This is a genomic window from Sphingobium sp., assembly GCF_036170395.1.
Lineage (GTDB): Bacteria > Pseudomonadota > Alphaproteobacteria > Sphingomonadales > Sphingomonadaceae > Sphingobium.
Genome location: NZ_JAVHPD010000007.1, coordinates 312837 through 324244 on the forward strand (window position 1 = coordinate 312837; position 11408 = coordinate 324244).

Below are 11408 nucleotides of genomic sequence, written 5' to 3' on the forward strand. Positions count from 1 at the left end.
CCGCCGCATGATATCGTCCCGACTGCCCGCCATGGACATATTGCGCGGCTGCGCGGTGCTGGGGATATTGTGGATGAACATCACCACCTTCGCGCTGCCGCAGAACGCCTATTTCGATCCGGCGGTGGCAGGGCCGTTGGGGGCCGGGGATGTGGCCTTCTGGGCAGTCAGCCTGATCTTCATCGATGGCAAGATGCGCGCGCTCTTCGCGATGCTGTTCGGCGCGTCGATGCTGCTGCTGATCGACAAGGAGGAAATGGCCGGGCGGAACGGGATGCGAGCGCAGACGATCCGCAACCTGTGGCTCTTCGCCATCGGCCTTGCCCATTATCTGCTGCTCTGGTGGGGCGACATATTGATGGTCTATGCGCTGGTCGGCCTTGTCGCGCTGCGCTTCGCGCAGGGGCAGCCAATGGCGCTGGTGAAGGCGGCCTTCCTCTGCTTCCTGCTGCATTTCCTGCTGCTGGCGGGCTTCATCGGGCTGATCTACGCCTGGAGCCGCGCGCCCGGCGAAGCGGCGAACTACAGCGCCTTCATCACCTCGCTGTCCGATCCGGCGAGCGCCACGGTGCGGGACGAGATCAGCCTCTATCGCAGCGGCTTCGCCATGATCCTCGCGCACAAGCTGGCGCATTTTCCCGGCGAGTGGCTGTGGAGCCTGATGTTCACCGGGCTGGAGACGTTGGGCTTCATGCTGCTGGGGATGGCGATGCTGAAAAGCGGGTTCCTGACCGGCAATTGGCAGGCGGAGCAATATCGGCGGACGGCGCGCCATTGCTTCCTGATCGGACTGCCGCCGATGATCGCGCTGGCGGCCTGGGTGTGGGCGAGCGGCTTCGCGCCGCTGCCGGCGTTCGGGACTGCGCTGGCCTGGGCCTTCCCCTTCCGCATTCCGTTGGCGGTGGGATGGGCGGCGCTGATCCTGTGGCTGGCGGCGCGGCATAAGGGGCACTGGCTGGCCGCCAGGCTGGCGGCGGCGGGGCGGATGGCGCTGACCAATTATCTGGGGACAAGCCTCATCATGACGGCGATCTTCTATGGCTGGGGGCTGGGGCTGTTCGCGTCGGTCCGCCCTGCCCTGCTGCCGGTATTTGTCCTCGCCGGCTGGGCGGCGATGCTGCTCTGGTCGAAGCCCTGGGCCAACCGATTCGCGCTCGGCCCGGTCGAATGGCTGTGGCGCAGCCTGAGCGCGGGCAAGGTGCAAAAGATTCGCAGGAGCAGCTGAAACACTATTGCGACTTATTATCAGGGGCGCTATTTCTCTCCCCACACGGAGAGTCGGTCATGGTCGTTTGCGTCTGTAATGCCATCAGGGAAAAGGATCTGCGCGAAGCGGCGCGCAAGGGCGCGGATACGCCGTGCAGCGCCTATGCCCAATTCGGCCGCCGCCCCAAATGCGGTCAATGCGTCTCCTTCGCCCGCACGATCATCGCCGCCGAACGCGCCGCGGCCTGACACGACTGCAAATCATCCGCAGTTCAGAATCGCGATCCGCTCGCATTAGCGGCTGAAAAAATGGCGGATTTCCAAGACTTTCCAGCTTAACATCGCGAAGCCGCAACGATATAGTCCGGGGGCTTTTCCAGTCCGTCGGAGTATAACGCCATGAAGGGCGACGCCAAGGTCATCGAATATTTGAACGAGGTGCTCAAGAATGAGCTGACCGCGATCAACCAATATTTTCTCCATTACCGGATGCTCAATCACTGGGGCGTCGCGAAGCTCGCCAAGTTCGAATATGAGGAATCGATCGACGAGATGAAGCATGCCGACAAGCTGGCGGAGCGGATTCTCTTCCTCGACGGCCTGCCTAATTTCCAGCTGCTGGGACGCCTCAAGATCGGCGAGACGGTCGAGGAGATATTGAAGGCGGACCTGGAACTGGAATATGAAGCGCTGCCGCCGCTCAAGGACGCCATCGCCTATTGCGAGTCCATCCGCGACTATGTGAGCCGCGACCTCTTCCAATATATATTGGAGAGCGAGGAAGAGCATATCGACACGCTGGAAACCCAGTTCGAGATGATCGAGCGCATGGGCATCCACAATTATATCCAGTTGCAGAGCAAGCCGGCGGAGGAATAAGAGCATAAAGCCTCCAGCCTGTTCCCCGGCGCAGTTGATGGGAGGCGCGTGACTCCCATCAAGGGTCCAGGATTCCAGGCGCTGCGCGTGGGGTTCTGGACCCCGGCCTGCGCCGGGGACCAAGAGTTCCTCGCTTCGCTACAGCAATGCCTCCAGCAGCCCGATCAGCGGCAGGTCGGCCGGCGGCATGGGCAGGCCATACATCTGCGCCGGGCGCACCCATGTGAGCGCGGTCGCGTGGCGCGCCTCCGCCATGCCGCGCCATTTGCGGCAGACATAGAGCAGCATCAGCAGATGCCGGTCGCCCAGCGGCTCGCTGGCGAAGGTCGCGGGCGCGAGGCAGCTTTCATGCGTCGCGATCCCCAGCTCCTCCTCCAGCTCGCGCACCAGCGCCGCCTCGGGCGTTTCGCCCGGCTCCACCTTCCCGCCCGGAAATTCCCACAGCCCCGCCATCGACTTGCCGGGCGGCCGCTGTTGCAGCAGCACGCGGCCGTCAGGGTCGATCAACGCGACGGCGACGACGAATAACGGGGATAATGGCGGCATAACGGTCCTGTTGAGAGGGTTTGTTAACCCTGCCTGCTTTACAAGGTCTGCGGGGACTGTCTGTAGCGAACTGGGGACCATCATGCGCGGGCTTTGGAACAAAATCGCCCGATCGGGGCTCGGGCGGTGCGAACGCGGCGCGACGGCGGTCGAATATGCGCTGATTATCGCGATGATCGTGCTGGTGATGGTCGCGGCGCTGACCAGTGTCGCCAACAAGACGATCGGCATGTGGAACAATGTCGCAAACGAAGTAAGCAGTCGTTAACCATCAAAATCTGACAAGTTCGTTTGGGTCATTAAGTCTTTTTCAACTGACCTGCTTTAATCCCACCCTTGCTGACCACGAATTATCCAAGCGGGGGCGGCCGGGTAGTTTAACGTAGTAGATCCTATCAGGAGACAGAAAATGCAGTATATCCGCAAGATCATGAAGAACGACAAGGGCGCCACCGCGATCGAATACGGCCTCATCGCCGCTCTGATCGCCGTCGCCGCCATCGCCGCGATGTCGACGCTGGGCACCAAGCTCGGCAGCACCTTCAACAACGTCTCGAACAAGCTCTAATAGCTTCGACACGCTGTAAGATGCGGGGGCGGCGAACTCGAACGAGTTCGCCGCCCCTTCTCGTTTGGTGATGATGTGCTTTGCAGACCCAGAACGAAAATCCTCCCCCTGTAAGGGGAGGGGGACCGCCAGCGTAGCTGGTGGTGAAGGGGTGTCGCCCTATCGAGAGCGGGACACCCCTCCGTCATCGCTTTGCGATGCCACCTCCCCTTACAGGGGAGGATTTTCGCCTTATGTCTCTAAAGGACACAATCGCCTTCCTTTTGCCTCACCATGTCACGATCTTCACCCGTTGCCCCGGCCGCAGGCTGGCGTTGGTGGCGAGCGCGTTGATCGTCAGGAAGCGTTCGAGCGGATAGTCGCTATAGGCCATGCGCTTGGCGAGCGACTGGACGGTGTCGCCCGCCTTTACAGTGACCACGCTCACCCGGCGCGGCCTGATGCCCGCGGCCTCCTGCGCGGAGAGGCGCTGGACCGACTGGACCATCGGCACGAACGGCCCGACGCCCCGGCCTGCCGGGGCCAGCAGCAGGAAATGATAGGCTTTGCCGCCGCCGAAGTCATAAGCGAAAACGGTGGCGTCCACCTGGCTCTGCTGGCTGGTCGCGCGGACGGTGCGCCAGGCGGCGGGGATGCCATTGATCGTGGTGCGGGTGACCTCTCCGGCGGGAACGCCGCCATTGCCGCCACCGAGCTTCGCAAAAACGCTATCTACATAGGCAGCGAGATTGCCCGAATAGGGGGCCGCGCCGAACTGCGCCTGCCCGCCCGATCCGGTGATGGAGACGGCATCCGTGCCATTTTCGATGCCGAAGCCGCTGGGCGCGGTGAAGGTCAGGCGCAGGTCGGGATGGCGGAAGCGATTGCCGTCGATCACGCCCTGTTTGGGATCATCGCCATAGAGCACGCCGTCGAGTGCGTTGAGGAAGGCGTCGCGATTGCGCGCCGTGCCGACCGCCCGCGTTTTGGCGGCGGCATCGGCGGCGCGCTTGACGCGCGAGGCGGGATCGGGGTGGGTGCTCGCCCATTCGGGCATGGACCGGGCGCTGCCGCTCGTGCGCGCATCGAGATTGCTCTGCGCCGCGAGCGAGGCGAGCATTCCCGATAAAGCGCGCGGATCATAGCCGCCCGAGGCGAGATAGCGGATGCCAAGATCGTCCGCCTCATATTCCTGCGTGCGGGAAAAGCGCAGCGTCAGAAGCTGGCTGCCGGTGCCGATGCCCTTCTGGATCAGGCCGGCGAAGCCCGAATCGCCCAATAGCGCGCCGGTCAGCACCTGAAGCAGCGCGCCGCCAATCGCGTTGCGCTGCGCCGCCTGCTGCCGGCGCTGGCCGTGCTGGGCGGCCACATGACCGACCTCATGCCCCAAGACGCCGGCCAGTTCGGCCTCGTCATTCATCAGCGCCATGAGCTGGCGCGTCACATAGACATAGCCGCCGGGGATGGCGAAGGCGTTGTTGACCGGCGAGTTGAGCAGGGTGACGGTGAAGTCGCTCTGTGCATTGGACAGGCCCGATTGCACCGCGATCCGCCGGCCGACGGCCTCGACGTAACGGGACTGCGGCCCGGCATAGGCGCCGCCAAATTCCTTGAGCAATTCGGGGTGCTGCTTCGCGCCGCTCGCCTTGTCCTGCTGGCTGATCGAGGAGACGGTGCGGATTGCGCGCTGCTGCCCTGTCACCGCCGGCGCGCCGAGGACCAGCGCCAGCGCCGCGCCTGCGCTGCCGACCATTGCGAATTTCCGGTTCATGCCTCTCCCCATTTGCCGTTACCCCCACGTAACGAGCATCATGGCGGCACGTTCCACGGAAAGCGAGAGGGGCGTGGCGTGGGCTATCGTATCAATGGCTGTTAAGAGGGCTTTTCTAACGCACTCATTGTTCCCCCGCGCAGGCCGGGGAACAAGTCGCTGAAGGTTCCGGTCACTGCTCGCCGCCGGCAAAGCCATCCTGATATTCGGTCTTGATGGCCCGGCGCATCGCCGCATCGACCGGCACCGGCACCTCATATGTCCCCTCGGCATAGGGGCCGGCGCTGTAGGGGCCGACGACCACGGTTATCGCGTCGATCGCCTTGCCGTCGCGGGAGGTGGGGACCAGCGCCTGCTCCATCGGGTCTATACATTGGGTGAAATCATCGTCGCCGCGCACCACCGGCGCGCCGCGCTTTTCGGCGCGCTGCGCGTCGAGCGTGGCGCAGAAGCGGTCGCGAATCGCAGCGGCGAAGGCTTGCGGCGACGTCATCAGCGCCTTGACGCTGGTCTCGCGCTGGCGCGGCTTGTCCCACAGGATCACGTCATAGGCGGTCATCCCGTGCGCGCCGCCGGTATAGACATAGGTTTCCGATTTGAGCGCCAGGAAGCGCGGCGTGTCGGCCGCGACCGCCCATTTGGTGTCGAGGCTGTGCGCGCGGAAGGGATAGCCCGATTGCTTGGCAGAGGCGCTGTCCTCTTTCGCCATTTTGAGCGCATCGGCCTTCGACGCCGCCATCGCCTTCTCGAACTTCGCGACCAGGAAGGGGATGGCGGCGGCCTGCGCCGGATAGGCATAGCCATAGTCGAGAAAGTCGGTCTTCTCGCTGGTGGCGAAGGGCTTGGCGGGGGGCGCGGGCGGCGGCGTGCCGGCCATGCGGTCGGCGAAGCGGCTGGCCGCCGCGTTCGCCGTCGCATTGCCGGCCGGCTGCTCTGCCGACGGCGCGCAGGCGGCGAGGCCAAGCGCCGCCGCGCCGAGCGCGATTCCCCCGCCCCGCATCAATGCGCCGTCGCCAGCGGCCGAGCCGCGCGGCAGCGTTCGCCGATCGCCTGGCGCGCATAGGCGCTTTCGAGCGCGCGGGCGGCGTTGGACCAGCCTTCCGCGATCAGCGCCTGCTCGACGGCATGGCTGTTGGCGAATTCACCGCTCTCGGCGAGCGCATAGGCGCGCGCGCGGGCGGCTTGAAGGCTGCGATCGTCACCTTGGGTCATCGTCCTGCTCCTTCTCTGTTGCTTATGGGTCGAATCTAGGCTGCTCGCGCAGCTTGTGCAAAGGAAGAAAGGGCCGGTCGTGCGGCGACGGCGACGAACAAATAGGACTTTCCTCGGGTGTCCGCTTGTCGCTAGATCGCCCGCATGACCGACCTTCCCGACCTCCTCAAAGCCGACAACCAGCAGCCCGCGCGGACGATCCATCTGGTCGATGCGGAAAGCCATGACGCTTGGCTGGCGGCGCAGCCCGCGCCGTTGCGGGCGATGGTTGCGGCGCAGAAGTTCAAGGGCAAGGCGCATGAGTTCGCGATCCTGCCGGGTGGCGGCGCGGACGACTGGTGGGTCGTGGCGGGCGTGGCGGACCGGGCGGCGCTTGGCCCCTGGTGCCTCGCAAAGCTGGCCGAGGCGCTGCCCGAGGGGAGCTATCGCCTTGCCGACAGCGCGGCGGGCGCGGCGGCGCTGGGCTGGCTGACGGCGCAATATCGGTTCGACCGCTATCGCAAGGAGGACAGCGCCCCCGCGCCGCGTGTGCTGCTGACCGGGGATGTCGCGCGGATCGAGGCGACGGTCCAGCTCGCGCAGGCGGTCGCGCTTGTGCGCGACCTCGTCAACACGCCCGCCGCCGACATGGGCCCCCCCGATCTGGAGGCGGCGGCGCTGGCGGTGGGGAAAGCGCATGGCGCGAGCGTCAGCGTGACGAAGGGCGATGCGCTCGAACAGGGCTATCCGATGATCCATGCGGTCGGCAAAGCGGCCGACAAGGGCTTCGCGCCGCGCCTGATCGAGCTGGTCTGGGGCGATCCGGCCCATCCGCGCATCGCCATTATCGGCAAGGGCATCTGCTTTGACAGCGGCGGACTGGACATCAAGCCTTCGTCGGGTATGCGCCTGATGAAGAAGGATATGGGCGGCGCGGCGCACGCGCTGGCGCTGGCGCAGCTCATCATGGGAGCGCGGCTGCCGGTGCGGCTGCACCTGCTGATCCCGGCGGCGGAAAATGCGATCAGCGGCAACGCCTTCCGCCCCGGCGACATATTGCGCACGCGGCAGGGGCTGACGGTCGAGATCGGCAATACCGACGCGGAAGGGCGGCTCGTGCTGGGCGATGCGCTGACCCGCGCAGTCGAGGAGACGCCCGAGCTGATCGTGGATTTTGCGACGCTGACCGGCGCGGCGCGGGTGGCGCTGGGGCCGGACCTCCCTGCCCTCTTCGCCAATGACGATGTGCTGGCGACGGACGCGGCGGCGGCGGCTATGGAGGTGGACGATCCGCTGTGGCGGCTCCCTTTATGGGACGGCTATGCCGACATGCTCAAGTCCGACATCGCCGACATCAACAATGCCGGCGAAGGCGGCTTTGCGGGTGCAATCACAGCGGCTTTGTTCCTCAAGCGCTTCGTGCCGGAGGGGACGCCCTGGCTGCATCTCGACACCTTCGCCTGGCGGCCGTCCGCCAAGCCGGGGCGGCCCAAGGGCGGCGAGGCGCTGGGGCTGAGAGCCATGTTTCGCCTGCTCCAGCAGCGTTACGGGCGCGGCGGATAGCGCGGCGAGCGGCGCTCAGCTCTCGCCCAGCGCCTTCACCGCGCCCTTGTGCGCCTTCCCATTGTGGACATAATGATCGACGCCTTCGCGCATGTCGATCAGCGCCGCGTCGCTCAGGTCGCGCATATATTTGGCGGGACGCCCGGCCCAGAGCTGGCGGTGCGCCACGGTCTTGCCCGACGTCAGCATCGCGCCCGCCGCCAGCATCGCGTCGCTCTCGACCGTGCAGCCGCTCATCACGATCGCGCCCAGCCCAACGAACGCGCGGTCGCCCAGCACGCAGCCATGGACCATCGCCATATGGCCGATCAGCACATCGTCGCCGATGATCGTCGGCCAGCCATCCAGCGGACGCCCGTCGTCGCGCTCGCCCGCGCTGTCGCAATGGATGACGGTGCCGTCCTGGATGTTGGTGCGCGCGCCGATGCGGATGCGGTTCACGTCGGCGCGGATCACGCAATTATACCAGATGCTCGCATCCGCCCCGATCTCCACGTCGCCGATGATGCGGCATCCCGGCGCGATGAAGGCGCTGGGGTGGATCACCGGCGTCTTGCCGCGGAACGCGATGATGCTGACGTCGGGATAGTCCGGGTGCGACACGTCTCTCTCCTTGTTATGGTCGTATCTTGAGCGCGGGCAGGATGCTGGCATGGTCGTCGGTCCAGAGCGGGAAGCCGGGGCTTGGGCGCAGCGGCCGCCAAGCGCCCAGCGGGCTGGAGGCGGCGAGCAGGTCGAGTTGCTTAGGATCGCGCGACAGCGCAACCCACACCGACGCCGCATAATGGCGCGGCGCGTCGCGCTTGTCGGGCGTGTAATGCCGCCACCGCGCCTTCCACCCGCCCGCCGCCGCTTGCGCCGCGATCGCCGGGCGCAGGTCGAGATAGCGGTTGGAAATGTGGATCAGCAGGACGCCCTTGGGCGACAGCCGGTCGGCATAGATGGCGAACGCCTCGCGCGTCAGCAGGTGCAGCGGAATGCTGTCCGACGAAAACGCGTCGATCACCAGCAGGTCGAGGCTGCCAGCCGGCTCCCGCGCCAGGGTCAGGCGCGCGTCGCCGATCACGATGCCGGCGCGGGGCTGGCAGCGCGAGAGGAAGCTGAACCGCGCGGGATCGCGCGCGATGGCGGCCATCGCAGGGTCGATCTCGTAGAAGCGCCAGCTCTGGCCGGGCGCGGCATAGCAGGCGAGCGTGCCGGCCCCCAGCCCCACCACGCCGATCCGCGCGCGCGGCCCGACCAGGGCGGGCGCTTGGCGCAGCGCCAGACCGACGCCCGAATCGGGCGCATAGTAACTGGTCGGCGTCCGCTCCCAGCCGGCGCGGCGCAGCTGGATGCCGTGCAGCGTCGTGCCGTGGAACAGGATGCGCCGGTCGTTCTTGTCGGCCACGCCATAGACGCCGAAATAGCTGCGGGTCAGCATCCCCGACGCGGACTGGGACAGCTTCTCCCAACCGCTCAGGCACAGCATCAGATAGACCAGCATCCCGGCGGTCAGCGTCCGGTGACCGAGCGCCAGCACGCCCATCGCGATGATCGTCAGGAAGGCGACGGTCTTGGCCCATTGCGGCGTCGGGTCCGGCCCGATCAGCCCGCCGCCGATCATCGACAGCAAAAGCCCGATGACCAGCATCAGCGCGGCGAGCCAGTGCCGGCGGCGCGGATGGTCCCAGATCAGGCGCGGCAGCCGCAATATCGCGTCGCGCGCCGGCATCAGCGAAGCGGCGGCGATCAGCAGGATCGGATATTCATATGTCCAGTCGAAGATCAGCGGCGCAACCAGCGCGCAGAACAGCCCGCCCAGCATCCCGCCGACCGACATGACCAGATAGAAGCGCGTGAGTTGCGCCGGCGCGGGCCGCAGATCGTAGAGCCGGCCATGGAGCGCGATTGCCGTCACGAACAGCACGGTCAGGATGCCGATCGCGATGAAGACCGGGAAATGGATCGTGCCGGTAAAAGCGATGCACGCGCCGATCAGCAGGACCAAAGGCGCGACCTGCCCGCAAATATCCGCCAGTTTCCGGTTCTGCGCGAACCCGATCGAAAAGCTCAGCAGATAGAGGCCGAGCGGCAGCACCCAGAGCAGCGGCATGGCGACGATGTCAGTGGTGAGATAGAGGCTGGTCGCCAGCATCAGCCCCGACGGCACGGCTGCGAGCGCCAGCCACAGCGCCATGGTCCCCCAAGGCGGCGGCGGCGCGTCCGAGGCGGCGACCGGCGCTTCGCCCGGACTGCCCGCCGGCAACCGCCGCGCGCTCGCATAGACCAGGAAGAAAAGCGCGCCATAGCCGAGCGACCAGAGCAGGCTCTGCGCCTTCAATGTCAGCAGCGGCTCGACCAGCAGCGGATAGGCGAGCAGCCCGGCAAAGCTGCCGAGGTTGGACGCGGCATAGAGCGGATAGGGATCGCTATCCTCCGACAGCGCGAACCAGCGCTGGAGCAGCGGCGCTTGCGCGGCAACCACGAAGAAAAGCGGCCCGATCGACGCAGCCAGCAGCCACAGCACCCAGAGCGCCGGTGCGATCCTTGTGGACGGTTCCCAGCCCGCCAGGCCGATCGGCAGGAAGATGGCGCTCGCGAGGAACAGGACAAGGTGGATCGCCGCCTGCCGCCGCGCCGGGAAGCGGCCGAGCCAATGAGCATAGGCATAGCCGGCGAGCAGCAGCGCCTGATAGACGAGCATCGCGCTGTTCCATACCGCCGGCGCGCCGCCAAGGCGCGGCAACGCCATGCGCGCGATCATCGGCTGGACGAGGAACAGCAGGAACGACCCCGCGCAGATCGTCAGCACGAAGCGCGGACGGGTTCCAAATGTCATCATGCCGATTCCTCCAGCGCATAGACGATATGCCGGCTGAGCGGATGACCCACCGGATAATCAGGATGATCGAAATCCATATCTTCCCGCCGGCGCATGGCCAGGCCGATCATCAGGCCCCATGACGCGCTGTTCTGCGGCACGGTATAGGCAATGATCCGCCTGTCATCCGGCCGATTCAGGCGACACCAGTCGATCGCTGCGCGCGCCGCTTCCTTGGCATAGCCGTGCCCCCAATGGCTTGCCGCCAGACGCCAGCCCAGTTCCAGCTCGCCCAGAACCGGCGTGCCCGTATGTCGGCCGCGTCGAGGGCCGCATATGCCCAGGATGCCGCCGTCGGCCCTGGCTTCCATGATCCAGTAGCAATGCCCCATGTCGCGCTGGGCGGCGGCCATGCGCTGATACAGATCGACATAATAAGCCCGGGGCCGACGGCCGCCGAGCCAGCGGGCCACATCCTCCGTATCGAGCGCCTGCATCAGGGGATCGATATCCGCTTCCCGCCACGCGCGAAGGATCAGCCGATCGGTCTCGATACGGAGTTCACCCATTCAGCAGCCGTGCGGCATGGAGCGCATGATAGGTGAGCACGCCCGAACAGCCCGCCCGCTTGAACGCCATCAGCGTTTCGAGCACCAGCGCGTCCCGGTCCCCCGCGCCGGCCGCGGCGGCATGTTCGATCATCGCATATTCCCCCGACACCTGATAGGCGAACACCGGCACGGCGAAGCGGTCGCGCACCCGCGCCACGATGTCCAGATAGGGCAGCCCCGGCTTCACCATCACGCTGTCCGCGCCCTCGGCCAGGTCCAGCGCCACCTCGCGCAGCGCCTCCTCGCCATTGGCCGGGTCCATCTGGTAATTTTTCTTGTCGCCCTTCAGCA

General features: G+C 66.1%; 13 protein-coding genes and 1 pseudogene. 6 read left to right on the forward strand and 8 right to left on the reverse strand.

From position 1 onward, the window contains the following. Positions 1 to 7 precede the first annotated feature (7 nt). From V2B31_RS03165 to bfr, 3 genes are all read left to right on the forward strand, one after another. Positions 8 to 1225, forward strand: coding sequence for a DUF418 domain-containing protein (locus V2B31_RS03165; RefSeq protein ID WP_328275165.1), 1218 nt, complete (start codon positions 8 to 10; stop codon positions 1223 to 1225). A gap of 59 nt (positions 1226 to 1284) precedes the next feature. Beyond that, positions 1285 to 1455: a (2Fe-2S)-binding protein gene (locus V2B31_RS03170; protein WP_328275167.1), complete on the forward strand. Its 171-nt coding sequence runs from the start codon at positions 1285 to 1287 to the stop codon at positions 1453 to 1455. A 150-nt stretch (positions 1456 to 1605) separates the two neighbouring features. After that, entirely contained in the window at positions 1606 to 2085 is a 480-nt protein-coding gene (bfr, locus tag V2B31_RS03175) for a bacterioferritin (RefSeq protein WP_328275168.1), read from the forward strand. Positions 2086 to 2223: 138 nt separating this feature from the next. Here the strand turns inward: bfr and V2B31_RS03180 are convergent, their stop codons facing one another. Continuing rightward, positions 2224 to 2631: a (deoxy)nucleoside triphosphate pyrophosphohydrolase gene (locus V2B31_RS03180; RefSeq protein ID WP_328275170.1), complete on the reverse strand. Its 408-nt coding sequence runs from the start codon at positions 2629 to 2631 to the stop codon at positions 2224 to 2226. An 82-nt stretch (positions 2632 to 2713) separates the two neighbouring features. Between V2B31_RS03180 and V2B31_RS03185 the strand changes: the two genes are divergently transcribed. Together V2B31_RS03185 and V2B31_RS03190 are read left to right on the forward strand one after the other, a co-directional pair. After that, the gene (locus V2B31_RS03185; protein WP_328275171.1) at positions 2714 to 2899 is read left to right on the forward strand and encodes a Flp family type IVb pilin; all 186 of its coding nucleotides are present in this window, start codon (positions 2714 to 2716) and stop codon (positions 2897 to 2899) included. A gap of 141 nt (positions 2900 to 3040) precedes the next feature. Further along, positions 3041 to 3199 (forward strand): Flp family type IVb pilin, encoded by a 159-nt coding sequence (locus tag V2B31_RS03190; RefSeq protein ID WP_328275172.1) that lies wholly within the window; start codon positions 3041 to 3043, stop codon positions 3197 to 3199. Between the two features lie 268 nt (positions 3200 to 3467). Here V2B31_RS03190 and V2B31_RS03195 read toward each other — a convergent pair whose 3' ends face one another. The 3 genes from V2B31_RS03195 to V2B31_RS03205 all read right to left on the reverse strand — a co-directional run bounded on the left by V2B31_RS03195 (position 3468) and on the right by V2B31_RS03205 (position 6161). Then, on the reverse strand, positions 3468 to 4949 hold the full coding sequence (locus V2B31_RS03195) for a M48 family metalloprotease (RefSeq protein ID WP_328275173.1): 1482 nt from the start codon (positions 4947 to 4949) through the stop codon (positions 3468 to 3470). A 172-nt stretch (positions 4950 to 5121) separates the two neighbouring features. Continuing rightward, on the reverse strand, positions 5122 to 5949 hold the full coding sequence (locus tag V2B31_RS03200) for a DUF4163 domain-containing protein (RefSeq protein ID WP_328275175.1): 828 nt from the start codon (positions 5947 to 5949) through the stop codon (positions 5122 to 5124). Further along, on the reverse strand, positions 5949 to 6161 hold the full coding sequence (locus V2B31_RS03205; RefSeq protein WP_328275177.1) for a hypothetical protein: 213 nt from the start codon (positions 6159 to 6161) through the stop codon (positions 5949 to 5951). Before V2B31_RS03205 ends, V2B31_RS03200 begins: the two co-directional genes overlap by 1 nt. 144 nt (positions 6162 to 6305) lie before the next feature. On the opposite strand from V2B31_RS03205, the gene V2B31_RS03210 reads away from it, so the two are divergent. After that, a complete protein-coding gene (locus tag V2B31_RS03210; RefSeq protein ID WP_328275179.1) occupies positions 6306 to 7703 on the forward strand; it encodes a leucyl aminopeptidase family protein in 1398 nt (465 codons plus the stop codon). A 15-nt stretch (positions 7704 to 7718) separates the two neighbouring features. Here V2B31_RS03210 and V2B31_RS03215 read toward each other — a convergent pair whose 3' ends face one another. From V2B31_RS03215 to V2B31_RS03230, 4 genes and pseudogenes are all read right to left on the reverse strand, one after another. Then, positions 7719 to 8306: a gamma carbonic anhydrase family protein gene (locus V2B31_RS03215; protein WP_328275182.1), complete on the reverse strand. Its 588-nt coding sequence runs from the start codon at positions 8304 to 8306 to the stop codon at positions 7719 to 7721. A 13-nt stretch (positions 8307 to 8319) separates the two neighbouring features. Next, positions 8320 to 10527, reverse strand: coding sequence for a spermidine synthase (locus V2B31_RS03220; protein ID WP_422247862.1), 2208 nt, complete (start codon positions 10525 to 10527; stop codon positions 8320 to 8322). Beyond that, positions 10524 to 11075, reverse strand: a complete 552-nt coding sequence (locus tag V2B31_RS03225; protein ID WP_328275184.1) for a GNAT family N-acetyltransferase — start codon at positions 11073 to 11075, stop codon at positions 10524 to 10526. The genes V2B31_RS03220 and V2B31_RS03225 overlap by 4 nt, the downstream gene beginning before the upstream one ends. Then, positions 11068 to 11408: pseudogene (locus V2B31_RS03230) on the reverse strand (porphobilinogen synthase); the annotation flags it as partial. The pseudogene V2B31_RS03230 and the gene V2B31_RS03225, both read right to left, overlap by 8 nt.

What these genes read in the sequence shown, in the direction of transcription:
- V2B31_RS03200 (WP_328275175.1), bottom strand. Translation starts at nt 5,949, where the DNA reads ATGCGGGGCGGGGGAATCGCGCTCGGCGCGGCGGCGCTTGGCCTCGCC.
- V2B31_RS03185 (WP_328275171.1), top strand. Translation starts at nt 2,714, where the DNA reads ATGCGCGGGCTTTGGAACAAAATCGCCCGATCGGGGCTCGGGCGGTGC.
- V2B31_RS03195 (WP_328275173.1), bottom strand. Translation starts at nt 4,949, where the DNA reads ATGAACCGGAAATTCGCAATGGTCGGCAGCGCAGGCGCGGCGCTGGCG.
- V2B31_RS03190 (WP_328275172.1), top strand. Translation starts at nt 3,041, where the DNA reads ATGCAGTATATCCGCAAGATCATGAAGAACGACAAGGGCGCCACCGCG.
- bfr (WP_328275168.1), top strand. Translation starts at nt 1,606, where the DNA reads ATGAAGGGCGACGCCAAGGTCATCGAATATTTGAACGAGGTGCTCAAG.
- V2B31_RS03220 (WP_422247862.1), bottom strand. Translation starts at nt 10,527, where the DNA reads ATGATGACATTTGGAACCCGTCCGCGCTTCGTGCTGACGATCTGCGCG.
- V2B31_RS03225 (WP_328275184.1), bottom strand. Translation starts at nt 11,075, where the DNA reads ATGGGTGAACTCCGTATCGAGACCGATCGGCTGATCCTTCGCGCGTGG.
- V2B31_RS03180 (WP_328275170.1), bottom strand. Translation starts at nt 2,631, where the DNA reads ATGCCGCCATTATCCCCGTTATTCGTCGTCGCCGTCGCGTTGATCGAC.
- V2B31_RS03165 (WP_328275165.1), top strand. Translation starts at nt 8, where the DNA reads ATGATATCGTCCCGACTGCCCGCCATGGACATATTGCGCGGCTGCGCG.
- V2B31_RS03210 (WP_328275179.1), top strand. Translation starts at nt 6,306, where the DNA reads ATGACCGACCTTCCCGACCTCCTCAAAGCCGACAACCAGCAGCCCGCG.
- V2B31_RS03205 (WP_328275177.1), bottom strand. Translation starts at nt 6,161, where the DNA reads ATGACCCAAGGTGACGATCGCAGCCTTCAAGCCGCCCGCGCGCGCGCC.
- V2B31_RS03170 (WP_328275167.1), top strand. Translation starts at nt 1,285, where the DNA reads ATGGTCGTTTGCGTCTGTAATGCCATCAGGGAAAAGGATCTGCGCGAA.